Consider the following 26,100-nt stretch of genomic DNA (forward strand, 5'->3'; position numbering starts at 1 on the left):
ATTGATTCGGAATGAGGGAACCATGGCTTTACTGAACAAAGACGAACAGCGGCAGGTTGCCGAAGCGATTGACCGCGTCGAGCAGCGCACTGACGCCGAGCTGGTCACGGTGCTGGCCGCTCGTGCTGACGACTATGCCTACATGCCGCTGATCTGGGCCGGGCTGATCGGTCTGTTGCTGCCGGGCACGATCAATTACTGCCTTCAATGGCTGAGCGCGGACGAGTTGATGCTGGCGCAGATGAGCACGTTCATTATTGTGGCGCTGGTGTGCCACCTGTCGAAGGTCTCAGCGTTGCTGGTGCCGCTTTCGGTGCGGCGCTGGCGGGCCGGCAACCTTGCGCGTCGGCAGTTCCTCGAACAGAACCTGCACAAGACCCATGACGGCACCGGCATTCTGGTGTTTATCAGCGAGGCCGAGCGTTATGTCGAAATTCTGGTCGATCATGGCATCGCCAGTCGTCTGCACGACGACACCTGGAAAGCGATGGTCGACGTGTTCACTCAACAGGTTCGAGACGGGCAGATTCTGCAGGGATTTCTGGGGTGTATTCACGCCTGCGGCGAGTTGCTTGCCGATCACGTTCCGGTAACCCACGGCAGAAATGAGCTGCCCAATCGGCTGGTGGTGCTGGGGTAAGGCCAAAAGGCAGGCGTCGAGTTCAACGACACCTGCCTTTCTTGAAACCCGTGCGGGTCAGACGATACGCTTTACGTTGTAAAACGATTTTATGTAAGTCTGCAGGTGTTCGACCTGCTGGCTGATCGACGTCGAAGTATCAGCTGGCGACGTTATCTGATCCAGAAAATGGTAGAGCGATTGATAAACCTTTTTCGCCTCTTGTACCCAAAGCGTTTTGCTCTGAGCAACGCCGGCGAGCGCTGTCAACTCGTCGAGTTTTTCTCGGGTTGCCTGTGCTTCCCGGAGAGCCGTGCGGGAATCGTCAAGCAGAGCGTTATAGCGAGACCTCAGTCTGTCGCGTTCTTCAATGAGGTCAAGGTAGTTCAGGGCGCTGCTGACCTTGTCGAGCAGTTTTCCGAGTCTGGCAATCCCGGCGTTGATCAACGCGAGTTCCGGAGAGGTCATGGTGACCAGCTTGAGTTCCTCTGGAGTAGGCAGCATTTCCTTGAACTGATCGGCAATGTTGTACTTTTCAAATGTCTTGATCGTTGTGTCAAGCAGGCGCCGGTCTGCAGCGATTAACGCCATTGCGCTTTCCTGCGTGGCTGAGCGTTGGGTCATGCTGTCGATCTGTTGCTGAAGTGTTTCCAGCAAACGGTTGCTTTCCAGCGTCAGGTTTATCTGCGCCACATCATCGCTGTGTGCGGCAATGGCTTGAGCGCTGCGGCGCACGACGTCTGTGAGATTCGATACCTGCCGAATGCGCTGCCCGTTCAGCAGGCTGATCGCTTGTTGTTTCTGTGTGTCGCTGAGCCTTGCGTCGGCTTCAATCAGTTGTTGTTTCTGATCGATCGGCTTCAGGTCTATGTTATTCAACTGTACGGTGACAGTGGCCAGTTCCTGGCCATAGACCTTGTCTGCACTCATCAATGCGGCCTGAAGCGGCAGCATTTTTTCTTTCATGACCGGCAAAAAGTCCAGCTTCAGCGCGGTCACTTGCGCAAGAATATTCTGACGGGCTGTTTCCATGACTTCATTGTCAGGGGGGGTGAGGATTAACAGCTCATCCAGGCGTTCAGTGCTCATGGTTATCGTCCTATGCCAATGGCGGGTTGCTGTTCGCGTTTAAACTGGTCCAGCGCGCTATCAAATATCTTTAATAGCTCAGTCGTTTTACCTTTTATTTCCAGCCACGGCATGACGACGCCTTGAAACTGCATGGCGAAAATCAGCAGTGCCTGATCGTCTTTGATGGCCGCCAGTTCATGTGCGGAACGTTCTATGTACGTGGCTAACAGTAACCAGAGGTCCTTCAGGTGGGTGGCGCCTTTGTGAGCGTCCAACATACGAATATACATATCATCAAACATGAGTTGCAGGCTGCGCACGGCGGCTGTCAAAGGAACTTTTTCCTTGAGCAGTTGAACTTTCTGAGCCTTGGAAGCAACCATTCGATTTTTTTCTTTTCGGATCTTCTCCGCTTTGGCGCCAAAAATACCTCCTGTGATAGCGACCCCTATGGGGCCGCCGAAACCACCCCAGGCAATATTATTCAGTGCGGTTTTATGCTCCTTGTTTTTCTGCTCGATGTCCGTCGTCAGTTGTTCGATATCTTTTTCCAGCTCCTTGATTTGCTGGTCCAGGTCTGAGCGCGCAGCCAGTTTCACTTTGTCGTTGATGCCGGGAATGAGCGTGACGCTTAATACGGAGCTGAACGTATCGATGTGTTGCTCCAGTGTTTCGGCAGCGTGCTGATGGTTTTTTATTTGTGACGCCGTTTTCTTCAGAAATTCAGCCAGCGTGCTACAGACCCTTTGATCGTTTTTTTTCAGGGGTACCGGAGGCGTGTTGCGGACCTCTTCAATGATCAAATCGGCAACAGTCAGATCCAGCTGTCTGGCAAAATCCATCTTTTCAATGCGGTCGATGATCTGCTGACCCTGTACCGAGAACTGCGCGGCAAACAGGTCAATATTGAACCCGGTACGCTTGATGCCATCCTCGATCCCCGACCAGCTTTTGCCGTGACTGTTAATGGCCTTGTAGGTCTTGAGCATGTCTTCAGGCTCAAGCCCGGGAATGCCACTTTTGGTAAAACCCAATTGCTGTTCGACGCGCGAAAGTGACGTGGGAATATTAAGGGCGTGTCGTTCGTAGCGTTTCAGACTAAGAATGTCTTCCTTGGTCAGAACAAGGCCGGCGCTACGGCCACCACTTTTTTCATCATCAAAGATAACGTTCAGGTATTCGACGGGTTTCAAGGTAACCCGTGCGATGTCTTCGTTTTCCAAAAGTGCTGCGGGAGTCAACATAATGCACGTTCCTTGTGCGAGTTATTTCAGTAGAGCAAAAAGCTCTAGAGGGTTGGTCTGATTATCTATAATCAGCCAAACCGACTATAAAGATGTTTTTATGCCGCGCAAGTAGCGGTTCATCGTTTTTGGCAAGGATTACTTTACCGTTTATGTGCGTTTCTTCAGGGGATGTAGGCACGTGCGAACAGTGTGTGTAGTCCCTGAAAAATAGGGGTGCCCATGACGCGCTGACACGCCTAAAATACAGGCCTGATTTTTCGAGTCCCGGACGGGACGCTTGAGGCACATTTTCAATGTCAGTCATTACCTCCACGTCACCCATCGCTGCGACCGATCATCTCGCGCAGTTCCTCGGCCTGCTGGAGACCAGCCTGTCGCAGAACTCGCTGATCAAGCTGGTCCTGGCCAAATACGTGGGCAGCGAGGCTGATCTGCAGCGGATCATCATCAAGCCGCTGACCGTCAAGGAACAACCGTGCCTGAGCTTCGTGTATCGCTACAAGACTCGCGACATCACCAAGAATTTTTCGCTTGCTGAAGCGGTGGCTGTCATTGCCAGCCTGATACCGGCGTCCTTCAAGAACGCGCACCTTTTGTCGCTGACCGACGAGGTGCAGCTGGAGTTCAGCAAGAAGGGCAAGACGACGCTGTTCAAAAGCAAGGCTCAGCAGGAGCGCCAGGCTCCTTCGGCCGGGCATGACCGCGAGAAGAAACGCTACCTGGAGCTTACCCGGCCATTCCTGACTGACTTGGGTGTGACCAATCGCCAGCATGAGCTGATTCCGGCCATGTCGCGCAAATGGAAGCAGATCAACAAGTTCATCGAAGTGTTTTCCCATGCACTGAGCTCATCGCCGCTCAAGCTCGATCAGCCGATCAAGGTTGCGGACTTCGGCTCAGGCAAGGGTTATCTGACCTTCGCCATCCACGACTACCTGTGCAACACCTTGCAGGCGCAAGGGCAGGTGACCGGTGTCGAACTGCGCGAAGACATGGTCAGTTTGTGCAACGAGGCGGCGGCGAAGCTCGATCATCCGGGGCTGACCTTTGCGCAGGGTGACGTGCGTACGGTGGCGCCCAGCGCGCTGGATGTGATGATCGCGCTGCACGCCTGTGATATCGCGACAGACTACGCCATTCATATGGGCATTCGCTCCGGCGCCTCGATCATCATGTGCTCGCCGTGCTGCCACAAACAGATCCGCTTGCAGATCCAGAGCCCGACGCTGTTGAAGCCGATGCTGCAATACGGTCTGCACATGGGCCAGCAGGCAGAAATGGTCACCGACAGCCTGCGCGCGCTGTTGCTGGAGGCATGCGGTTACGAGACCAAAGTGTTCGAGTTCATTTCGCTGGAGCACACCAACAAAAACAAGATGATCCTCGCGGTCAAGCGTACCGAGCCGGTCGATCCGGCTCAGTTGCTGGCGCGTATTCAGGAGCTCAAGACGTTCTACGGCCTTAGCGAGCATTGCCTGGAAACGCTCCTCAAGAGCGACGGCTTTATTGGCTGAAAATAGCCGTCCTGTGCGCAGTGGCCGAAGAGTCTGCGACCAACGGTCTGGCGTTTGACTGCTTCGTTGCGCTGGGTCAATGGTTGTACCTCGCGCAAGGCGGATGCTTGGCTCATTACCCAAGCATCCGCGCTACCCTCGAGGGTCCGTCATGATCAGCACTTTTTTCATCCCCGCTGTGAACATCATCGGCACTGGCTGCATTGATGAAGCCATGCTCGCCATACGCAAATACGGATTTCGCAAGGCGCTGATCGTCACGGATGCGGGGCTCGCCAAGGCGGGAGTAGCCAGTCAGGTCGCCGGGCTGCTGGTGGAGCAGGGCATCGACTCGGTGGTGTACGACGGTGCCCGCCCCAACCCGACCATCGCCAATGTCGAGAACGGTCTTGCCTTGTTGCAGGAGCGCCAGTGCGATTTCGTCATATCGCTTGGCGGCGGCTCGCCCCACGACTGTGCAAAAGGTATTGCCCTGTGCGCCAGCAACGGAGGGCACATCAGTGACTATGAGGGCGTCGACCGTTCGGCTAAACCGCAGTTGCCGCTGATCGCCATCAATACCACCGCCGGAACCGCGAGTGAGATGACCCGCTTCTGCATCATCACCGATGAAGCGCGGCACGTAAAAATGGCGATCATCGACCGCAACGTCACACCGCTGTTGTCGGTGAATGATCCCGACATGATGGTCGCCATGCCCAGGTCGCTGACCGCCGCCACCGGCATGGACGCCTTGACTCATGCAATCGAAGCCTATGTCTCCACGGCTGCCAACCCGATCACTGACGCCTGTGCGTTACAGGCTATGGCGCTGATCGCCAACAATTTGCGCGACGCATTCAACAACGGGGCAAACATCACCGCCCGCGAGAACATGGCCTATGCCCAGTTTCTGGCCGGCATGGCGTTCAATAACGCCTCATTGGGCTACGTGCATGCCATGGCGCACCAACTGGGCGGCTTTTATGATTTGCCACACGGTGTGTGCAACGCCGTACTGCTGCCCCATGTGCAGCGCTTCAACGCCAGCGTCAGCGCTGCTCGCCTGACCGACGTTGCGCACGCCATGGGCAGTAATATCCGTGGGCTGTCTCCAGAAGAAGGCGCGCAGGCCGCCATCGACGCCATTCATGCATTGTCGGCTGCCGTGGAAATTCCGGCAGGTCTTGCTGCGCTGGGCGTCAAGGAGGAAGACTTCCCACTGTTGGCCACCAATGCCCTGAAAGATGCCTGTGGCCTGACCAATCCGCGTCCTGCCGATCTCGAGCAGATTCAGGACATATTTCGCCAGGCACTTTAATCATTCCTGCACAACAGGCCCGCCATGGACGTGCTTTGGCCGTACACCCTTGAAGATCATGAGTGTTGTGGACGCGGGATTGACAGCGTCAGGATGGAGCGGGTGTTTTCGTGAGCCAGGGTGCCTGAACAGAGGCTGACCAGCACCATGGAACCGGAGCAGACCATGCCGCAGTCCGTTTAGCATCCAGATTGTCCTCGCGAATCCCGCGAGCATGACGGGAAGCTCAACCGATGACGCCCCTGCAATCTCTTTTGCAAAGCGGCTATCTGAAGATCGCCGCCACTCTGGTTCTGCTCTTTTCAGGCGCGCAATGCGTGCGGGCAGCAGACATACCTGAAGGTTTCGCCAAGGATGTGACCGGCGGAGGCTCTGCGGCTGCCGTGCATCCCTCCACGCTGGATGAACTTCGCTCAGCACTCTGTGCGTCGCATGACTCACACGGTGCCTGTACCGATGACACACCGCGAGTGATTGTCCTGGACCACACGTTCGACTTCCGCGCGAGCGTGATTGCCAACGGCAATACCACAACCACCGAGCCTGGCTGCGTAGTGAAACCGTGCCCGCAGGGTGGTGAGCAACTTGCACTGAATGGCGCCAACAACTTCTGCCAATCAAGGCCACGTGTCATGGTGACCTACGACAACGCAGGGCTGAAACCACTGAAAGTCGGCTCCAACAAGACATTGATCGGGCTTGGCGACAAGGCAGGCATTCAGGGCGCTGGGCTGTTCATTGGCGACGGCGCGCATAACGTGATCGTTCGCAACCTGACGCTTTCGGATATCAATCCACGTGTCGTATGGGGCGGCGATGCGCTGACCCTGAACAAGGCTGATGGCGTGTGGATCGATCACAACACATTTGCGCGGATCGGCAGACAGATGATTGTTACGGGCTGGGGCACTGCGTCACACGTCACCATTTCCAGCAATGAGTTCGACGGCCGAACGCCTTACTCGTCTACCTGCGATGGCCATCATTACTGGGTATGGCTGTTCCTCGGCAGTCAGGACACGCTGACGCTGTCGAGAAACTATGTACACGATACCTCTGGCAGAGCACCCCATTCAGGTGGCATGAACAATGCGCAGGTTCGTGCCCAACTGGTCAACAACGTTTTCCAGCGCATGACCTATCAAGGCGCAATCATGTCGCGTACCTCATCGTCACAGCTGCTGGTCGAGGGAAACGACTTCGAGAACGTGGCTCATCCGCTGTATAACGATGTGGACCAGCCAGGCACGGCGTTCGCCTTGTTCGATCCGGTTTCAAAAGCCGCCAATGATGCGTGTATGAGCGCGATAGGCAGAACCTGTGTCGTGAATCAGCAGCGCAGCAGTGGCGAGGACTATCGCCCTCGGGATGCCTCTGCCCTGGAGGCGTTCAGGGAGTATCGGCAGTATCTGGTGATGCCCGTTTCGGCGCAGGAAGCCAAGGCGCGGGTGCCGGGAGAGGCGGGGGTGGGGAAAGTCAGTGCCGGTCTACTGCAATGACTTCGAAGTTTGAGTTGCACTCACCTGTACCCAGTCGTTTTACTATCATGCAACACCGCGCCTTGTAACACCTTAAAAGGCCCGATCAGTGAGTCAGGGGAAGTCATTTTGATGGATCAAGAAAGCATCGTCCGGTACTGGCATGCGGTCGAGTTGTTGCAACCACAATCAGCACCCAAGCTGAAAAAACGCGCTAATCGATACGAAGCGTTTATCCATGACACGTCAATTCAGCGCCCGCTGCTTCCGTGGACCCCGGAAAGTAGCGTCAGTGCACAGGAACTGCCCAAGAAGCGCATATGGAGCCACACGCTCTATGCTCATCTTTACGACAGCCGTCTCGTTGCCGAGAAGCTCGATGCGATGTACGGCGCCGATCAGGGCTACCAGGAGCCCGGGTTTCGCGAGTCAGCCGTGTTTGCAGCAAAATTCACGATGGCGGGCCGACTGGTCGATGACAGCCTCGTGCTTTCAAGCGAAGCGTGGTTTCTAGGGCGGGTATTGACCGGCAAGGACTGGACCAGAGGGTTCGAGACCGACCAAAAGACCGTCAGGGAGCGCGCCAACACCCTGTTCGAAGGTGAGGTATCAAGCGCAGACTTGCGTGAACTGACTCACTGGACCCTCCAGTTTCTGGGGCTGGGGGACTTTTTTGGTGAGATGGACCACCATCATTTTCGCTTTCGCTCACAACCCGTCAAGCCCGACAAGCCCGAGTCGGAAGACGATCCACTGAACAGCTTTTTGCTGGACGATCTTGCCGATGTCGCCGATGCGATCTCCAGGGGGGTGAAAAGTGAACCACTGGACCAGTACCTGCGCTATCACGATCCCGAGCTTCGCCTGCATGTGGATGATAAGCGTGCATCGTTGCCACTGATGGGGCGACTGATGCCGGATGCCTACGCCAGTAGCTGTTGGCCCACCGAGCACCATTTGGGCCTGGTGCATTCCCAACAGCTGGCGGTCAACACAATCCAGTCCACCCTTGCCGATGGTCAAGGATTGCTTGGCGTCAACGGTCCACCTGGAACGGGCAAGACGACGCTGTTGCGCGACTTGATTGCAGCGATTATCACCAGCCGCGCTGATGCGTTCGCCAAGCTACGCCGCGCTTCCGATGCATTCTTAAGCGACGGGCGCGAAGCTGCCAACGACGGTGGCAGGCAGCAATACAGTTTCAGGCTCAACCCCGCACTGTATGGCTTCGAAATCGTAGTCGCTTCATCCAACAACGGTGCCGTGGAAAATGTGACGCTGGAGCTGCCGCAGCGAGACAAGATTGATGAAAGTTGGCTGCCAGAAGCAGAGTATTTCGCCGAGCTGGGGGAGCTGGTCTCGGATAAGCCTGCGTGGGGACTGATTTCCGGTGCATTGGGGAGTAAGGCGCGTCGCAACAAATTCGTAGATCGTTACTTCTATGGTCAGCGCCCGTTTGGCAGCGAAGACAAGGCTGCGGCGCAGGTAGAAGACGAGACGGAGGTCGACCCTGACGAAGAAGTCGACAACATCGTGGAAGCACTCTTTTCGGCCTCCTCTGCCGAGATGGAAGACGCTGACGACAGCGAGAGCCAGAGCGAAGATGCTCCACCCGAGGAAGAGAAGGGCCCGAAGGGATTTTGGGGGTGGCTCAATGTGAGTGCCGAGGTGAATGCGGTCCGTTCACCAGAGCAACGTCAAGCGTTGTGGCAGCAAGCAGTCTCTGACTACGAGGCGGTCAAGGCGCAAGAACGCAAAGCATGCCGTGACGCCAGTCGGATTCGTGAGTTGATCCTGGCCATCCTCGAGGCCAGGAAGAAGATTGCCGAAGACTCCGAAAAACTGAGGTCATTCGAACAGTCGCTGATTGAGGTAGCCAATGAACTCTCGCGCCTGGATAACGAGGAAGGTGGTCCCGCCAATACGGCACTGAAGAAGTGTCTTGACGCGCTTGGGATGCTCCCACCCAGACCCGGTTTCTGGTCAAATGTATTCAGTCTGGGAAATGCTCGACGCGACTGGAATGCCGCTCGGGCACTGCTGGAAAGCCAACGTGACGTTGCCAAGGCCGAGTTCGCGCGGATCACACGCCTTACTCAACAACTCGATATCGATAAGGTCCAGGCGGAAAGAAAAATCACTGACGCGCGCCGAGTGCTTCAGGGATCGCAGCAGCAGGACCAAACGCTTACGCGCGATGCCTGGGAACTGGCAACCACTCATCAGGCTGACCATCTGCTTGCTTGGTTAAAAGACAACGCTATCGGGGATGGGGATGCCATTGAACTGGCCGAACCCTGGCGCATTGAAGGCTGGCGGAAGGCACGTGCGCGGGTTTTCATCCAGGCACTGAAGCTCCACCAGACGTTCTTCGAGCTTGAGGCGTCAAGACTGCGTTCCAATTTATTCATGATCAATAGTCTGCTGACCGGTTCGCGTTTCCAAGGGTTGTCGCGCGATGCAATCCGTTCGGCGTGGGCTTCTTTGTTCATGGTCGTTCCGGTGTTGAGCAGCACCTTCGCATCATTCGCCCGTTCGTTTGGCTCGCTGGGTGCCAGTGAGATTGGCTGGTTACTCGTGGATGAGGCAGGTCAGGCCGCTCCGCAACAGGCAGTCGGCGCACTGTGGCGGTCCCGACGCGCGTTGCTGGTGGGGGACCCGCTGCAACTCAAGCCCATCGTTACCGTATCCGATGCGGTGCTGGAGCACATGCGTACACGTTACGGGGTTGATGCGCACTGGATTCCCAATCAAAAATCCGCACAGGTGCTGGCTGACGAAGCCACTCCTTGGGGACGCATGGCCGGGCCTGCCGGCGGCAAGACGTGGGTAGGATTGCCACTGGTCGTGCATCGCCGCTGCGACAAGCCTATGTATGCACTCGCCAACCGTATCGCCTACGACGGAGCAATGGTGTACGGAACGATTGCACCGCGCGCCGACAAAGAAACCCTCGCCAGTCTGCCGACAGGGTGGATACATGTCAGTGGGTCTTCCGAAGGAAATTGGGTGCCTGCGGAAGGCCAGGTCTTACGCGACCTGCTCAAGCGGCTGCATGGCGATGGCATAGAGGCGAAAGATATTTCGGTCATCACGCCTTTCAAGGCTGTGCAGCAAAACCTCAAGCGCATACTCCGAAGCAAGCTAGTGTCGGGCACGATCCACACGATGCAAGGCAAGGAAGCATCGATCGTCATCGTCGTATTGGGCGGCAACACTGCCGGAGCGGGTGCTCGCAACTGGGCTGTTTCAGAACCTAACCTGCTGAACGTGGCGGCGACGCGCGCCAAGCGACGTCTCTATGTGATTGGCGACAGAAACGACTGGAAGCACCGGCAGTTGTTCTGTGACGTCATGGATCTGCTGCCGCTTCAGGATATTCAAGCACACCCGTAAAGGGCCTTACGCATGAACGCCACAGCTCCACTGTGTGCCCTGCTGCAGCGTTCGCTGAGCGGAGATTAGTGGTTCGGGTGGATGTTTGAATTTGTCTTGACCCGATTGAACGCGATAGCGAGCCGGGACGATGATGAGAAGGACGTAGATTCCGCTCGAACGTCGGGCGGCCTGCCCGCCTGCCCAGCCAGAACGCTTCCTCCAGCCTCCCCCGGCTGTATTTCATCGGTTCCAGGAAACACCGCCTTAAGTCGCAAGAAAGCATGCCGACAACCTCATCAGCAATGAGATTGACGGTCTTCGACCGCGTCCTGGCGTACCTTCTCGAAGAGCAACACGATCGTCAAGATCAAGGCGGAGCAAACGCGCGTGAAGGTCATGAAACCAGCTTTCAAACCCGTCTCAGCGGCTTGAACTCATTCCCTATCCGTCCCCGATTCTTGCGTAATTAACTTGGCCAGGCATCCGTTGCCCCGGAGTTTCTACATGTGTTCGATGTGCGATGCACTTACCCAACTTTGGGACGAAGGAGCGACTGGCCAGGGTGCGGCTAAACAGACAGCCACCAACCAAGCGGCGCTTGGGCACCTGACGCTCGACCAACAAGCCAACTACCTTACCAATGGCTATTGGCACGACGCCTATGGCGGTTCCCAGCACCATTTTGACGTGCACGCCGGAGGGTCGCTCACTGTCAACCTGGCAAGTTTGAGCGCAAGCGCTCAGGTTGTTGCTCGATATGCGCTGCAAACCTGGACCAATGTCAGCGGCCTAAACTTTGTGGAAACCACCGCTGCCGCTGCGATCAATTTCAGCGAACAAAAAAGCGGTGCGTACAGCAACTCCAATTATGCAGGCAGCATCATCTCGGACAGCAGCGTCAACATCGCTTCCGATTGGGTGAAATACGGTTTGTATTATCAGCAAACCTACATTCATGAAATCGGCCACGCGCTGGGGTTGGGCCATGCGGGCAATTATAACGGGAGCGCGACCTTCCCCAACAATGCCTTCTATCAAGAGGACAGCTGGAAATACTCGGTGATGTCCTACTTCAGCCAGGACGAGAATACGTATTCCAACGCCTCTTTCGGCTATGTCGCTACCCCCATGCTGGCGGATATCGTAGCCATCCAGTCATTGTACGGCACCGCCGTTACCCGCACAGGTGACAATACCTACAGTTTCAACAAGACTTCCATCAACACCGGAACCGACTTCGTGCCCGGCCTGGTGGCCACGATCTATGATTCGGGCGGCAACGACACGATCAACGTCAGCACCTATGTCGGCGCTCAGACAGTCGATCTGAGAAGTGAAGCTTTTTCCAGCCTATACGGCGGTCTATCGAATATTGCAATCGCGCGCGGTACGGTTATCGAGAACGCCATCACCGGTGCAGGCGCAGATACGCTGATAGGCAACGCCAGTGACAACTTTCTAAATGCCAACGCGGGCAATGACCAGTTGCAAGGCGGCGATGGCAATGATCGGCTGATGGGTGGGGCGGGCTCGGACGTGCTCAATGGTGGCAACGGCATCGACACCGCCTTGTATACCGAGGCAGGTGCTCGCTACTTTGCAACGTACGATACCGCGCTGGTGAGGAATGCCACCCTCAGCGTTCATGATGCGCAAACGTCCGATGTGGACACACTTTCAAGCGTCGAAAGGCTGTCTTTCAGCGACCGCAATGCCAGTCTTGACGAACTGCTCATGGCTTTTCACAGCCGTTATGGCGCCTTCAACGCCGAGAGTGACGCCACTGTTTCGTTGAGTTTTAGCACCGATCTTCATCACATCGCGCTCACCGAGGATCAGGCTGACATTGCCAGGCTTTATTCACTGTTCGGTCGGACGCCCGATTATCAGGGGTTGAAGAACTGGCTGACGCAGCAGGCGATCGGCAGTTCGTATGCAGAGATTCGCGATGGCTTTCTGAATTCCATTGAAGGGATGCAGCACTACAGCGGGCTTGGTGATCGGGACTTTGTCCTTGATCTCTATCAGACCGTATTGCATCGCACAGGCGAAGAATCAGGTGTGTCGTCCTGGAACACGCTGCTGCAGGCGGGTGTGAGTCGAGCAGCGGTCGCTGATGGCTTCCTGAATTCGCGCGAGAGCCGTGACCTCTCGGAAGGCGAGACGGGGTTCATCAGGATCGTGGCTCATAACGCCTGGAACAATCTGGATATGGTCGTAGGCAAGGGCGTGGCTACCGGCACGGCTGGGGATGATCAGATCAGTGAGCAGGAAGTCAGGCTGGACAGCAATGCGGTTTCGCATCTGGCGGGCAACGCTGGTATCGACACCTTTATTTTCAACGACGCTGCATCCGCCTACACGATCAGCGCGCTTGATACCGGCACGCTATCAGTCAGTCGTTCCACTGGAGCGGCGGCGAAATTCGAACTGAGTGGGTTCAATGTGCTCGATTTCGCAGATCGCGAACTGTTCGTCCTCGACTCTGCGCAGGCAAACATTGGTCGTCTGTATACCATTCTGGATCGTGCTCCCGATATTGAAGGCCTGAAGTTCTGGCTGTCTCACGGCGCCGCAGGCGCAACCGGTGCCCAGGTTGCGGGTGGTTTTGTGCAATCTGCCGAATTTTCTCAAAGCCTGCCCAATGGCAGCAGCAATACAGCCTTTGTCGAACATCTGTATCACAATGTCCTGGACAGAGGCAGCGACGCTAACGGCCTTGCCTATTGGGTCCAATCGCTGGACGGCGGCACAAGCCGTGGACAGGTCGCATTCAATATCGCCAACTCCGCGGAGTCTGCTGCACTGACTCAAGGCGATGCCGGCTTCATTCACCTGGTAGGGCATGCTGATTGGGTTTGACTTCGCGATGGCTGCAAACCTTCCGTTCGCCGGGGTTGCAGACCACTTGGGGATTTCTCTCTCCGCTTCTAAACACGTCGAGCTGAGCGAGGCATTGGAGAAGGAGATTTCGTCGATTGAGTTGTACCCTGACGCTGTCCGGGCGATCGTTGAGCTTCAAAACTCAGACATCCTGGTAGGGGTTTATTGAGTGATCGAAGGGGAAACGCGGGTCAGACAAGACGCCGTGTCGAGGGAGTCGACGGTGCACCAAATTTTCGGGGCTTCCGGGAGAACTGATGGTGGGGCGGCGAGAAGGTATTGATGAGCTTAGGCGCTAGGGCGAAATTGCCTGGAATGCCCGGGATCATTGGCTGGAAGATGGAGCGGGTAGAGGGAATCGAACCCTCAACTAAAGCTTGGGAAGCTTTCGTTTTACCACTAAACTATACCCGCTCTGATAGCTGCTCTGAGCGGCTGACTTTGTACCAGAACCCTGCCCTGATTTGAAGCGCTAATTTCACCCCGCAGCGCTTTGCCCCCTGATACTCACCCTGAAAACCAACCGCCAGATGACGATGCTCCGTAACTGACGGCGGCTTCGTGTGTGGTTTTCAGAAGGTCAGGGACGGGTAGTCCTGAACCCGGTTATGGACGTCGCGTGACACCTGTGCCGGTTGCAGGAAATTCATCAGTACCTGTTTCGAGTCGCGGCAGGCGGCCTTGTGTTCCATGTCCAGGAAGTGGCCGGTGGCGTCGATGGTGCTGAAGCTGCAGTCGCGAAGGTATCTGGAGAAGTGGGCGGCGTCGTGCGCGCAGGTGTATTCGTCCAGGGCTCCGTTGATGAACAGTATGGGGACGGTGATGTTCTTGCCTGCGGTCAGGTAATTGTCCGGGTCGAGCTCCAGGACCTGGCTGAAGTGGTAATGCATCTGGTCATATTCGTGAGCATCCAGGCTGCTGATATGACGGAAATTGAAGCGTTTGAACAACGTAGGCAGATGCTTGCCGACGGTGTTGTTGATCAGGTGGCCCATGTCATAACGGTTATGCGCGCCCAGGTGCGTGATGCCGTGACACAGGTAGTCATGCATCTTCTCGTTGATCACTGGGGAGAACGAGCTGATCACTGCGCTTTCGATGCGTTTCGGCCGATGCGCCAAAGCAACCAGCGTGGCCGCGCCGCCCCACGAGAACGACAGCACGTGCTCGGCATTGAAGTGGTCGATCAATTCCAGCAGGAGCTGGCCTTCTTCTTCCCGGGTCAGTGGCGCGCCATGCAGGTTGTGCGGTTTGGATTTGCCTGAATAGGGCTGGTCGTAAAGCACCACGTTGAAGGTCGGGTAGAGGTTGCGGACGGTCTGGGTAAATGAAGCGGTGGTGGCCAATGAGCCGTTGACCAGAATGATGGTCTTGGCGGCGGCATCGGTGCGATAGAGTTCGGTATAAACCCGAAACTGTCCTTGTATGTCGAGCACTGCTTTTTCTGGCGACATAGGTTTCACTCCTAGCGTAGACAGGTATGCGTGCCTATGACATTGCCCGCGTTTCGTGACAGACATGCGATAGTCGATCAACGGCCTGTGCCGATCCGAACAGCGTCTGCCAGGAGGCCATGACGTTCAAAACAGGCCGATTTCGCCGGCGTTCAGCGCGCGATAGCTGCCTGGGCGCAGGCCAGGGTCCAGCGCCAGCGCGCCGATGGTTTCCCGATGCAGGCGCAACACTTTGTTGTCGAAGTGGCCGAACATTCGTTTCACCTGATGATAGCGGCCTTCGACAATGCTCAGGCGCGCACTTTGCGGCCCCAACAAGGTCAATTGCGCCGGTTGTGTGGTGAGGTTTTCGAATGCGAAATACAGGCCTTCGGCAAACTTCGCGGCGTAGCGTTCGTCGATCGGTTGCTCGGTCTCGACGTAATACACCTTGGGCATTTTGGTCTGTGGCTGAGTCAGGCGCCGCGACCATTGACCATCGTTGGTTATCAGCATCAGGCCGGTGGTGTTGAAGTCCAGCCGTCCGGCGATATGCAGTTCGTGCTTGTCAGGCTCGTCCAGCAAATCGAGCACGGTTGGATGCTGCGCATCGCTCGTCGCGCTGACGCAGCCTTCAGGTTTGTGCAGCATGAAGTAGCGGGGGACTTTGCCTGCCTGGAGGATCTCTTCGTCGAGCGCCACACAACTGAATTCGCGTACTTCGTGGTGCGGGTCGCGGGTTGCCTGGCCGTCTACCTGCACGCGTCCGCTGGCCAGTGCCAGGCGCACTTGCTGACGATTGAAGCGTGGCAGGTTGCTGAGGAAACGATCAAGGCGCATGGCGATAACGGCGAGCGGAGGAAGGGGCGTGCATCTTACTCTGTGGCCCGGCGTGCCTGGGGACCTGGCGCGGCATCCTCGATCCCGGCGCAGCGCGGGCACAGACACGCCTTGTCGCGAAGGTTATCCGGCAGGCCTGCCAGCAATGCCGGGTCGATGCTTTGCGAAAAGCACCAGCAGGGCCGGTCCACGGTGCGCGGATCGGCCAGGCTGCATTGGTTGCTGAAGCCGCACAAGGGGCACAGCGCGGTGTCAGGGGAGGCCGTTGTCATGTCGAGAGTAAGCGCCGTGCTGGATGATCGGGATGTCCGGTTCAGGCCATATTAGCAATCACCGAGCTCGCTGTCGGGGCATGATAGACGGGTGAGCGGTTCATCAGCGCCGATATCGCCGCACACCGGCAGTGCACGAGCAATATTCTGTCGTAATGGATGCCTTGAATGGACAGGCTTTCGAACAGGTCGGCCAGGGATGGCGGGGGCATGCCGAAGCGGTTGCGCACTGTCAGAACATCCATCGGCGTCGGCGGCAACCAGCCGCGCAAGGGCGACGCCCGCGAGTTGCCCACCACGCTTGCGATCTCGTCATAGCTCTCGCTGGTCGTCGTCTGAAACTTGGACAGGCTGTAGTTCTTCAGTCTGCCGGGCAGCGAAGTGCCTGCTATCAGCTTGGCGGTGAGAAGTAGAGGTTCAAGCGGTGTGGGCTGCATCACGCTATGCACCGCCGTATTGGAAAGTGCGAATGGCCGGGCGTTCTTGTTGACGACCCGATGCAGCTTCGGGTCCACCAGTTCGTAGCCATGCGGCGCGTAGGTGCGAATCTCGGTGCCATTGGGGATCTTCACCGTCCGGGTCCACGGTGTGTAGTACCCATGGCTGCTGACCACCAGAGTGCGCGCCTGACCCCTGTCGGACGTCCATAAAAGGAACCGTTTACCCAGCTTCCAGGCATGGACCTGCAACAGGTTTGACGAGACGGCAGTGCTGACTGTCCAGCGTTTGAGCAGGGCGTCGGTGTGAAAGAATTTCTCCAGCCGGGTCTGGCGCGGGGTGACAAATTGTCTGCGCAACGGCCGGGTGCCGAACGCCCGGTCGAGCGTAATCGCTACGGTTTGGGAACTGCTCACGGCAGGTTTTACGATTCGGCTCAGTGAGCGCAGCATCCTTGGCGTGTGCGGAGCCAGTTGCAGCAAGCCCAGTGTTAGCGTGGCCAGCAGCGCCTGGTTTTTCTCTGCGTAACGGCTGCCTGGCAGATGCGTTGCGGCAATGGCCAGCGAGGTGATGCCAATCTCCGTGGCCAGGGAGGCAACGAGCGCAGGTGTCAGCAACAAGGATATCGGCATCAGCAGCCGCTGTAATTGCTGAAGCCGGTCGGTCCAGTCCGCCAGTGTTACCTGCGTTGATGTGACGATCTGATCTTCTGCGTCATCCAGTGCGTTCTGCTTGAGCAGTCGGTGCAGAAAAGCGAATGGCGTGTCTTCCAGCCTTTTCTCACACAACGAGTGGTTCATGGCCTGGCGTGTGTCAGGGTTGTACAGCGCATCGATCCAGGGGCGAAGGATGGAAACGGGCGGGTTGGGCGCCTGTGTCCCGCCCCATAATTTGAGCAGGTAGTCCAGGCGCTGGTGATGACGGCGCGGAACATAACGCATGACCGTCTCACGCCACTCCGGACTGGCCGTTGCCCGGCTCAGATGCAGCTTCAGCGCCGTGTCGTCTGCAAACTCGATGAACGCATCGGCATGGCCCGCCTGATAAAGCACGTTCGGTGAGCCCGGCTGCTCAAGTACCAGCAGGCCGGTGTACTGCTGTTGCATGGCGTCGATCAACGCGCCCTGAACGAAAAAACCGAGTGACCGCCAGTTATGAGGAGCAGGGTGCGCGAGGGTGTCCACGAGCAGATCGAAGGTGCCGCGCGTGAGGCTGCCGCGCTTCAGGCTGATCAGTGCCTGGTTGATGAAGGTGGTTCTGAATGCCTGTTGTATGGTGGTTCGCTGCTGATCCCAGAAGTCGTGGATGCGTTGAGTCATCCAGGTCAGAAAGTCGAAGGCTCTGATGTAGTCCTCGAGCGCCTGCGGGCTGATATCAAGCACCTGACCCTGCTCACTGTCGCCCTGCCCGGTGGGGTCGAAGAACACCACGGTGCCGCCGCCGTGATCGATATAGCCAGCCGGATGATCGACTCGGTAATTGCTTATCAGCGCCTCGCTCAGGCTGATTGGCCTTGGGTCGGGCGTGTGAACAGACGTAGGCGGCAACCGGGGGTTGCCCAGGGGGGGGCTCGAATAGCCGGGTCGATAAGCGATGAACACATGCTCGGGGTTGATCGTCAGCGTGTGGTTTTCCTGTAAATAGCTCGCCATGACTTGCCCGGCCATTTTCGACGCAACCGGGATCTGTTCCAGAATGCTCGGCTGTGTCTGCCACAGGTCTGCGGCACCTGCCAGCGCCAGGCCACGAGCGACGGGCCTGAGCAGGTCGAGCGTGCTGCGCGCATGGCTGTCGGCAAGAAGCCCGGCGAACGAAGCCTGGGTCACTGCGGTGAACAGGTCGCCTTCGATCAGCGGCGCCTCGACAACGATGCCGGCATGCTGCTCAAGCGAAAGAAATACCTGGCCGTAGAGCCCTGAGGCGTTCATGGCCGCCAACAGCCGCCTGCTCATCTGGCGTGGATCATCGCTGATGTATTCGATGACGTTACCCTTGGCACCCAGAATGTGAATGAAACAATGCGACGTGGTTTTCGAGCTGATCTGAAATATCTCCGGCACCTGTTTGCCATTCAGCATCAGGGCTCGGACTTCGGATTTTTCACCTCGTCCGCTCATGCTCAGCGTGTCGGTGGCGGCGGGAAACCGGTCCAGCCCCAGGGCGTCCAGCGCCAACCAATAACCGTCCCGACTGATGTGTCTGTGGTTGAGCTGCCGAGCCAGGTTGTCAAGGAACGCCAGCCGCGACAAGGTGCGCCAGGTTGCCTCGTGCCGGGTCCTGAATGTCTGCAGTACGGCGTTGTAATTGCGTTTGAGCGGCAGCTCGCCAATCCGCTTGAACATCCGCGCGGTTGTCAGCGCAGGCGTGTCTTCGCACAGTGAAATATCGGCAAGGGTGCTACGCGACAGCGCCTGGAAGTGCGCAGGCTCGAAGCTGGCCAGCGCCACATCGGTCAGCGACAGGCTGACGCTGTAATGCTCGTGTCCACTGTCGTCCACGGCAGGTCGGTCATCGTTGCTGAAAGTGATCTGCAGGGCGTCCGGGTCGAGTGCCTTGTCGCTCGTCTGCGTGAGCAGCGTGGTCAGTTGCTGGCGAACATAATCCTGTCGCGTCGGCGGAAAGTCCATGTCCAGTTGGCAGGCTTGGAGGAGTAACGTCGAGTCGGCAATCAGCCGGAAACCTGCGCTGTTACGCATGGCTCTGAGTTGACGCTCGATGTGTGGCGCGGCGTCTTTCGGCTCGCTTTCTTCGGTCACCGCAGGCAACGGTGTTGGTTCGGGCACTGAAAAGCCGTCCGGCAGGATGAGCGGCATTGATGCGTTCAGCGTGTCGTGCCTGCTACTGCTGTGCTCGGGACGCAGAACGCTGGTTTGCTCCAGCAGTAAAGAGGACGGGTGAAACAGCGTGTCCTGACGAAGCGGACTCCAGATGGGGGGCATGACGTGCGGTCGAAATGAATGGATGCGCATTATTTCGGCAAGCGAGATGGGGAAGGTCATAACTATGTATTGCAACTTCCCGTCGCGCTGAAAGAGCGAGACGGCACGCCCGAGCATGCCGCCTTGCGCTCACTGCGGTTGCACGTGCGCACGCCAGCCGCCGAGATGGCTGATGTCGCGGGCGCCCTCCAGACCATAGGCTTCGCAGATGAAACCGGTCTCCCAGCGGCCGTCGGCCAATTGCACCTTGCCCAGCCCGAGCGGTGCTGGAATGCCGGTCAGGAACGACCCCAACTCGATACTTGGCAGCTCCCAGACCTCCACGTCGATGGCGACGCCGTGTTCGGCCACCCGCACCATGCCAGGCCGGAAGGGCGGACCACCGGCCAGCGCATACAGCCGATAGTCGGCCGAGCTTTGCGTGGTTTCCAGCAGGCGTGCCCCTCGTTGCCTGAGCTGCCAGTTCAATGCCAGTCCGTCCAAGTGAGCACCGCAGACCACCAACCGCGCCCTATCGTTGCGTGCAGTGGTTTGCGGTACAGGCAGCCGAGGTGCTTCGCCGCCAATCAAGGGCAGGGCGGTTTGCCGTTGCAAGGCGTCGGCCAGACTGAGCAGGTACTGATCGGTGAATGCGCGTCCGAACAGCGTCACGCCCCACGGCAGACCGTTGCCCATGAAGGCACTGGGCACGGCGACGGCGGCGTAGTCGAGCAGGTTGACGAAATTCGTGTAGTAACCCAGCTCCGAGTTACGCAACACCGGCTCGGCCGCCAGCTCTGCCGATGTCACCGGGCGGCCGATGCTTGGCGTCACCATGCATTCCAGGCCTTCAAGTGCCCGATCGCACGTCGCCTTGAGTGCTTGCAAACGGTACTGCGCGCGAAACGTATCGACCCCGCTGACCTGGGGAGCCTTGGCCAGCACGTCGCGGATCACCGGCAATACCGCGTCAGGACGTTCTTCCATTAACTGTCCGGCGACGCTATAGCGTTCGGCCACCCACGGCCCCTCGTACAACAACCGCGCCGCTTCGAGAAACGGTGACAAGTCCACTGTGACCGCTTCGCCACCCAGCGCTGCAAGGTGGTCGATAGCTGCGTTGAACAGTCTCGGCCCCTCGGTACAGCCGAAGAACTGCAGGTCCTCCGCACGGGGTACACCGAAGCGAAACGGGCGAGGTGTGCCGAAAGCCGAGGCGTCGTTCCACGAAGGGTTGCGACGGCTGTACTCATCGCGCGGATCAAATGCGGCGATCAGTGCCAATAGCTCGCTGGCTTCCCGCGCCGTGGCGGTGAAGGTCGAGACGCAATCCTGCGTGCGGCATGCGGGCACCACGCCCGCCGTGGAAATCAGTCCCTTGCTGGCTTTCATTCCCACCAGGTTATTCAGTGCCGCGGGCACCCTGCCCGAGCCCGCCGTGTCGGTGCCCAGCGAGAAGCTGCTGACGCCCAATGCCACGGCCAGCGACGAGCCGGCGCTCGAACCGCCTGACGGGTACTCGTTCAACACGCTGTTGGGGCAGGCGCCATAGGGCGAGCGGCTGCCGTTCAAACCTGTGGCGAACTGGTCCAGATTGGTCTTGCCCATGGGCACGGCACCCAGCGCGATCAGGTGCGCGACGACGCTTGCCGAGTGCTCGGGTGTGTAGGCGTAGTCCGGACAGGCCGCGGTGGTTGGAATGGCCGCCAAATCAATATTGTCCTTGATCGCGAAGGGGATGCCGAACAGCGGCAGGTCTTTGGGATCACGAGCATCCAGTGCAGCCAGATAAGGCTCGAGTTCAGCCGGGCTGAGCAAGTGGATGAACAGGTGATAATCGCTGTTCAGCCTTGCGGCTTTTTCGCGCAGCGCCAGGATCAGCTGGCGCGGCGATATTTTGCCGGACTGGTAGAGCGCGCGTACGGTGTCCAGACGCAGGTCATTGGGCAGTGCTATGTCGTTCATGACGGGATTCCCTTGAAAGTGAAAAGTGGGTCGATTCAGTCTGCGCTCAGCACCACCACCCGTTGCCCTGCGCGTACTGCCGAGCCGGGTTGCACCCTGACGTCCTGCACCACGCCGGCGATCGGGGCGAGCAGGGGGATTTCCATTTTCATGGATTCCAGAATCACCAGCACGTCGCCTGCTTCCACGTGTTCGCCCGGTTGTACCTGGACTTGCCAGAGATTGCCGGCGATGTGGCTGTCGACGCCTTGCTGGCCGGGTTGCAGAGGCTGTTCTTCGGTGTTTGGCGTCACGCCTTCATCGCTCTGGAAATCGGCCTGCCCGTTGGCGATCCAGCGTTCGCGCTCTGCGTTGAAAGCGGCGTTCTGCTGGGCGCGGAACGCCTCAATGCCTTCGGCTTCGCGGGTCAGGAAGGCTTGGTAATCAGCCAGATTCAGGGTGCTGTGTTCGATGTTCAGGGCGAAGCGACCCAGCGGGAAGTCGCGGCGGATACGCACCAGTTCGTCGGCGCTGACCGGGTAGAAACGGATCTGATCGAAGAAGCGCAACAGCCATGGTTTACCCTCGAAGGCAGCGACGTCGCGATAGCGATTCCACATCTGCAACGTGCGGCCGACGAACTGGTACCCGCCGGGGCCTTCCATGCCGTACACGCACATGTACGCGCCGCCGATGCCCACCGAGTTTTCGGCGGTCCAGGTGCGCGCCGGGTTGTACTTGGTGGTGACCAGCCGGTGGCGCGGATCCAGCGGCGTGGCCACCGGTGCGCCGAGGTACACGTCGCCCAGCCCCATGACCAGATAGCTGGCGTCGAACACCGTGCGCTGGACTTCGTCGAGGTTGGGCAGGTCATTGATACGACGGATGAACTCCAGGTTGCTCGGGCACCAAGGCGCGTCCTTGCGTACTGTGGTCATGTACTTTTCGATGGCCAGCTGGCAGGCCGGGTCGTCCCAGGACAGCGGCAGATGGACGATGCGCGAGGCCACTTGCAGGTCTTTCGCGGCGCACACGGCGTCCCATTCTCCGGCGATGATGTCGAGCAGTTGCCAAAGCGGCAGTTGCTCGGGGCGGTAGTGGACTTGCAGAGAGCGAATGCCCGGCGTCAGATCAATCACCCCCGCCAGCGCCTTGGCCTCCAGCGCAAGCATCAAGGCGTGGCCGCGCAGACGCAGCACCAGATCCAGCTCCGGCGCACCGATTTCCAGCAGCAGATGGGTATCCCCGGACAGACGCGCAACCAGGCGTTTATCGTCCTGACCGATGTCGAGGATGACTGGGGAGGGCAGATCCTCTATACGGACAACTTCGCTGTCACGGGAGTTTGCGGTGCCCTGTAGGAGCGGACTTGTCCGCGAAGAGTCCTCTACAGTCGATGGATTTTCTGCGTCAGGACTATAGCTTTCGCGAACAAGCTCGCTCCCACGGGAGTTTGCGTTGCCTTGTGGGAGCGGACTTGTCCGCGAAGAGTCCGGTGCGGTCGATGGATTTTCTGCGTCAGGACTATAGCCTTCGCGAACAAGTTCGCTCCTACGGAAGTTTGCGGTGCCTTGTAGGAGCGGACTTGTCCGCGAAGAGTCCTCTACAGTCGATGGATTTTCTGCGTCAGGACTATAGCCTTCGCGAACAAGTTCGCTCCTACGGGTATACGCGGCTTCCTGTAGGAGCGGACTTGTCCGCGAAGAGTCCGATGCAGTCGATGGATTTTCTGCGTCAGGACTATAGCTTTCGCGAACAAGTTCGCTCCTACGGAAGTTTGCGGTGCCTTGTGGGAGCGAGCTTGCTCGCGAAGAGGGCGTTGCAGTCGATGGATTTTCTGCGTCAGGACTATAGCTTTCGCGAACAAGTTCGCTCCTACGGGAGTTTGCGGTGCCTTGTGGGAGCGAGCTTGCTCGCGAAGAGGGCGTTGCAGCCGATGGATTTTCTGCGTCAGGACTATAGCCTTCGCGAACAAGTTCGCTCCTACGGAAGTTTGCGGTGCCCTGTAGGAGCGGACTTGTCCGCGAAGAGTCCGGTGCGGTCGATGGATTTTCTGCGTCAGGAATATAGCCTTCGCGAACAAGTTCGCTCCTACGGGAGTTTGCGGTGCTTTGTGGGATCTGGCTTGCTCGCGAAGAGGGCGTTGCAGTCGATGGATTTTCTGCGTCAGGACTATAGTCTTCGCGAACAAGTTCGCTCCTACGGGTATACGCGGCTTCCTGTAGGAGCGGACTTGTCCGCGAAGAGGCCGGTGCAGTCGATGGATTTTCTGCGTCAGGACTATAGCCTTCGCGAACAAGTTCGCTCCTACGGAAGTTTGCGGTGCCTTGTGGGAGCGAGCTTGCTCGCGAAGAGGGCGTTGCAGTCGATGGATTTTCTGCGTCAGGAATATAGCCTTCGCTAGCAAGCGCGCTTCCACATCGTTCTGCATGACACGCCTCGACGCTCACCGGAGTGAATCGGACCTTGTCGCCAGCCTTCAATTGCCCCAGCTGCCACAGGTCCGCTTCGATGATGGTCACCGGGCAGACGAATCCGCCCAGGCTGGGTCCGTCCGGCCCCAGGATTACCGGCATGTCGCCGGTGAAATCCACCGCGCCGATCGCATACGGGTTGTCGTGGATGTTGGACGGGTGCAACCCCGCCTCGCCGCCATCGGCACGCACCCATTCGGGTTTGGGGCCGATCAGGCGCACGCCGGTGCGGCTGGAGTTGAAATGCACTTCCCAGTCGGTCGCGAAAAACCTCTCGATGTACGCTTCAGTAAAGTATTCCGGGGCGGCATGCGGGCCGTAAATGACCCTCATCCGGCGCACGTCTGTCAGCGCTTCAAGTGCCTCGTCGGCAATCCGCTGCCCCGCACTGCGCTCCACCAGGGGCGCGATGTGCAGCACATCGCCGGCGCGCAGCGCGCGACCGCCATGGCCGCCGAACTGGCCGAGGGTAAAGGTACTTTTGCTGCCCAGGTAATCCGGCACGTCGAGCCCGCCGCGCACGCACAGATAGCTGCGCACACCGGCACCTGCGATGGTGCCCAGCGACAACGTCGAACCGGCGCTCACGAATAGCGCGGTGTTCATCGCACAGGATTGGCCATCGAGAGTGATCGGGATGTGCGCACCGGTCACTGCCACCACCGCATCGGTGTTGAAACGCAATAGCGGCCCGCTCATGGTGACTTCCAGCGCGGCGCATCCTTCAGGGTTGCCCAGCAGGCCGTTGCCCTGGCGCAACGCGCGGCTGTCCATCGGCCCGGATGGCGGTACGCCGACCGCCCAGTAGCCCAGTCGTCCCGGATAATCCTGAACGCTGGTCTGGGTGCCGCCGCTCAACACCTCGAAGGTGTCAGCGTGATACACCAGATCTTCCAGACAGCGGGTCCATGGCTGGCCACTGGCGAACGGCGCGTCGGCAATGATCTGGCGCAGGTAGTCGCGATTGGTTTCCACACCGTACAGGCGCGTTTCGTTCAGCGCGTCGATCAGCCCGGCGCTGGCGTCCTCGCGGCTCGGTGCCCAACTGATCAGCTTGGCGATCATCGGGTCGAAGTACGGCGGTATCTCGCAACCGGCCTCGACCCAGGTGTCGATACGCAGCGTCCGGCCATCGGCAGGCGGGAAATCAGCCGCAGTCAGCAGGCCAGGGCAGGGCTGAAAGTCACGGCCTGGATCTTCCGCGTACAGCCGCGCCTGAATTGCATGGCCAACCGGTTTCAGACCGGCCTGCAACTGATCCAGCGGCGGCAGATCACCGGCGGCCAGTTGCACCATCCAGCTGACCAGATCCACGCCCCACACCTGCTCGGTGACGCCGTGCTCGACCTGCAAGCGTGTGTTCACTTCCAGAAAATAGAAGCGCTGATCTTCACTGTCGAAGACGAACTCGACCGTCCCGGCGCTGCGATAATTGACTGCCCTGGCCAGTTTCACCGCCGCTATGCAGAGTTCTTCGGCCATGCCGTGCGGCAGGTTCGGGGCCGGGGTTTCTTCCAGCACTTTCTGATTACGCCGCTGTACCGAGCAGTCGCGTACGCCGAGCGCCAGCACTTCGCCCTGACCGTCGCCGAACACCTGCACTTCCAGGTGGCGGGCGCGCTGGATGTATTTCTCGATGAACACACCCGCGTCGCTGAAATTGTTCTGACCGAGGCGCTTTACCGCCTCGAACGAGTCGGCCAGCTCTTCGGCGCTGCGACACACACGCATGCCGATACCACCACCGCCCGCCGTGCTCTTGAGCATCACCGGGTAGCCGATGGTGTGAGCCGCCGCGATGGCCGACTCCAGGCTGTCGAGCAGCTCAGTGCCTTCGAGCATTGGCACGCCATGCTGTCTGGCCAGCGCTCGGGCGGTGTGTTTGAGGCCGAATACGCGCAGTTGCTCGGGCGTCGGGCCGACGAAGGCGATACCGGCGTCTTCACAGGCTTGGGCGAACCCAGCGTTTTCGGAGAGAAACCCGTAGCCGGGATGAATGGCTTTGGCGCCGCTGGCTTTGGCGATGGCGATGATCTTGTCCACCGCCAGATACGTTCCGGCTGCGCCACCTTCGCCCAGGCTGTGGGCTTCGTCGGCCTGCATCAGGTGCAGGCTGGCAGCGTCGGCTTCGGAATACACCGCCACGCCTTTGACCTGCAAGGTGCGCAGGGTCCGCAGGATGCGGCAGGCAATGGCGCCACGGTTGGCGATCAGCAGTTTGTCGAACATGGCATAACCCCGGAAACCCAGTCGCGCTCGGTTTCGTGATGGGAAGCGGGCCGTCCCGCTAT

14 protein-coding genes and 1 tRNA gene are annotated in these 26,100 nt (G+C 58.5%); 6 read left to right on the top strand and 9 right to left on the bottom strand.

Annotated features, from left to right (window positions below; translation table 11 throughout):
* Positions 1–22: 22 nt before the first annotated feature.
* Positions 23–640 (top strand): TPM domain-containing protein, encoded by a 618-nt coding sequence (locus tag JOE34_RS11935; protein WP_003395896.1) that lies wholly within the window; start codon positions 23–25, stop codon positions 638–640.
* 57 nt (positions 641–697) lie between these two features.
* On the opposite strand, the gene JOE34_RS11940 is transcribed toward JOE34_RS11935, so the two are convergent.
* Together JOE34_RS11940 and JOE34_RS11945 are read right to left on the bottom strand one after the other, a co-directional pair.
* Positions 698–1,714: an alpha-xenorhabdolysin family binary toxin subunit B gene (locus JOE34_RS11940; protein WP_024648709.1), complete on the bottom strand. Its 1,017-nt coding sequence runs from the start codon at positions 1,712–1,714 to the stop codon at positions 698–700.
* Complete coding sequence (locus tag JOE34_RS11945; protein ID WP_024663084.1) at positions 1,711–2,934, bottom strand: alpha-xenorhabdolysin family binary toxin subunit A; 1,224 nt, start codon at positions 2,932–2,934, stop codon at positions 1,711–1,713. The genes JOE34_RS11940 and JOE34_RS11945 overlap by 4 nt, the downstream gene beginning before the upstream one ends.
* 296 nt (positions 2,935–3,230) lie before the next feature.
* On the opposite strand from JOE34_RS11945, the gene JOE34_RS11950 reads away from it, so the two are divergent.
* From JOE34_RS11950 to JOE34_RS11970, 5 genes are all read left to right on the top strand, one after another.
* Positions 3,231–4,451, top strand: coding sequence for an SAM-dependent methyltransferase (locus tag JOE34_RS11950; RefSeq protein WP_003395889.1), 1,221 nt, complete (start codon positions 3,231–3,233; stop codon positions 4,449–4,451).
* A gap of 151 nt (positions 4,452–4,602) precedes the next feature.
* Complete coding sequence (gene yiaY, locus JOE34_RS11955) at positions 4,603–5,751, top strand: L-threonine dehydrogenase (protein WP_010424090.1); 1,149 nt, start codon at positions 4,603–4,605, stop codon at positions 5,749–5,751.
* A gap of 233 nt (positions 5,752–5,984) precedes the next feature.
* A complete protein-coding gene (locus tag JOE34_RS11960; RefSeq protein ID WP_010424091.1) occupies positions 5,985–7,250 on the top strand; it encodes a right-handed parallel beta-helix repeat-containing protein in 1,266 nt (421 codons plus the stop codon).
* 111 nt (positions 7,251–7,361) lie between these two features.
* Entirely contained in the window at positions 7,362–10,625 is a 3,264-nt protein-coding gene (locus JOE34_RS11965; RefSeq protein WP_209995801.1) for an ATP-binding protein, read from the top strand.
* A gap of 486 nt (positions 10,626–11,111) precedes the next feature.
* On the top strand, positions 11,112–13,469 hold the full coding sequence (locus tag JOE34_RS11970; RefSeq protein ID WP_024664814.1) for a DUF4214 domain-containing protein: 2,358 nt from the start codon (positions 11,112–11,114) through the stop codon (positions 13,467–13,469).
* 361 nt (positions 13,470–13,830) lie between these two features.
* Here the strand turns inward: JOE34_RS11970 and JOE34_RS11975 are convergent.
* The 7 genes from JOE34_RS11975 to JOE34_RS12005 form a co-directional block, all read right to left on the bottom strand.
* Positions 13,831–13,904, bottom strand: a tRNA-Gly gene (locus JOE34_RS11975).
* A 158-nt stretch (positions 13,905–14,062) separates the two neighbouring features.
* Positions 14,063–14,944, bottom strand: coding sequence for an alpha/beta hydrolase (locus JOE34_RS11980; protein WP_004416378.1), 882 nt, complete (start codon positions 14,942–14,944; stop codon positions 14,063–14,065).
* Between the two features lie 126 nt (positions 14,945–15,070).
* Entirely contained in the window at positions 15,071–15,763 is a 693-nt protein-coding gene (locus tag JOE34_RS11985; RefSeq protein ID WP_010424107.1) for a pseudouridine synthase, read from the bottom strand.
* Positions 15,764–15,798: 35 nt separating this feature from the next.
* On the bottom strand, positions 15,799–16,035 hold the full coding sequence (locus JOE34_RS11990) for a cysteine-rich CWC family protein (RefSeq protein WP_010424110.1): 237 nt from the start codon (positions 16,033–16,035) through the stop codon (positions 15,799–15,801).
* 41 nt (positions 16,036–16,076) lie between these two features.
* Complete coding sequence (locus JOE34_RS11995; RefSeq protein WP_209995811.1) at positions 16,077–19,412, bottom strand: DUF6543 domain-containing protein; 3,336 nt, start codon at positions 19,410–19,412, stop codon at positions 16,077–16,079.
* Between the two features lie 129 nt (positions 19,413–19,541).
* The gene (atzF, locus tag JOE34_RS12000; RefSeq protein WP_209995813.1) at positions 19,542–21,356 is read right to left on the bottom strand and encodes an allophanate hydrolase; all 1,815 of its coding nucleotides are present in this window, start codon (positions 21,354–21,356) and stop codon (positions 19,542–19,544) included.
* Between the two features lie 35 nt (positions 21,357–21,391).
* Positions 21,392–26,038 carry a 5-oxoprolinase/urea amidolyase family protein gene (locus JOE34_RS12005; RefSeq protein WP_209995815.1) on the bottom strand — a complete coding sequence of 1,549 codons (4,647 nt, stop codon included), beginning with the start codon at positions 26,036–26,038 and terminating at the stop codon, positions 21,392–21,394.
* Positions 26,039–26,100 lie beyond the last annotated feature (62 nt).

Source organism: Pseudomonas sp. PvP028 (assembly GCF_017832255.1).
Classification (GTDB): domain Bacteria; phylum Pseudomonadota; class Gammaproteobacteria; order Pseudomonadales; family Pseudomonadaceae; genus Aquipseudomonas; species Aquipseudomonas syringae.

Excerpts from the sequence above, each read along its gene's own strand:
- JOE34_RS11960 (WP_010424091.1), top strand. The coding sequence starts at position 5,985 with ATGACGCCCCTGCAATCTCTTTTGCAAAGCGGCTATCTGAAGATCGCC.
- JOE34_RS11970 (WP_024664814.1), top strand. The coding sequence starts at position 11,112 with ATGTGTTCGATGTGCGATGCACTTACCCAACTTTGGGACGAAGGAGCG.
- atzF (WP_209995813.1), bottom strand. The coding sequence starts at position 21,356 with ATGAACGACATAGCACTGCCCAATGACCTGCGTCTGGACACCGTACGC.
- JOE34_RS11985 (WP_010424107.1), bottom strand. The coding sequence starts at position 15,763 with ATGCGCCTTGATCGTTTCCTCAGCAACCTGCCACGCTTCAATCGTCAG.
- JOE34_RS11990 (WP_010424110.1), bottom strand. The coding sequence starts at position 16,035 with ATGACAACGGCCTCCCCTGACACCGCGCTGTGCCCCTTGTGCGGCTTC.
- JOE34_RS11965 (WP_209995801.1), top strand. The coding sequence starts at position 7,362 with ATGGATCAAGAAAGCATCGTCCGGTACTGGCATGCGGTCGAGTTGTTG.
- JOE34_RS11950 (WP_003395889.1), top strand. The coding sequence starts at position 3,231 with ATGTCAGTCATTACCTCCACGTCACCCATCGCTGCGACCGATCATCTC.
- JOE34_RS12005 (WP_209995815.1), bottom strand. The coding sequence starts at position 26,038 with ATGTTCGACAAACTGCTGATCGCCAACCGTGGCGCCATTGCCTGCCGC.
- JOE34_RS11980 (WP_004416378.1), bottom strand. The coding sequence starts at position 14,944 with ATGTCGCCAGAAAAAGCAGTGCTCGACATACAAGGACAGTTTCGGGTT.
- JOE34_RS11935 (WP_003395896.1), top strand. The coding sequence starts at position 23 with ATGGCTTTACTGAACAAAGACGAACAGCGGCAGGTTGCCGAAGCGATT.
- JOE34_RS11995 (WP_209995811.1), bottom strand. The coding sequence starts at position 19,412 with ATGCCCCCCATCTGGAGTCCGCTTCGTCAGGACACGCTGTTTCACCCG.
- JOE34_RS11945 (WP_024663084.1), bottom strand. The coding sequence starts at position 2,934 with ATGTTGACTCCCGCAGCACTTTTGGAAAACGAAGACATCGCACGGGTT.
- yiaY (WP_010424090.1), top strand. The coding sequence starts at position 4,603 with ATGATCAGCACTTTTTTCATCCCCGCTGTGAACATCATCGGCACTGGC.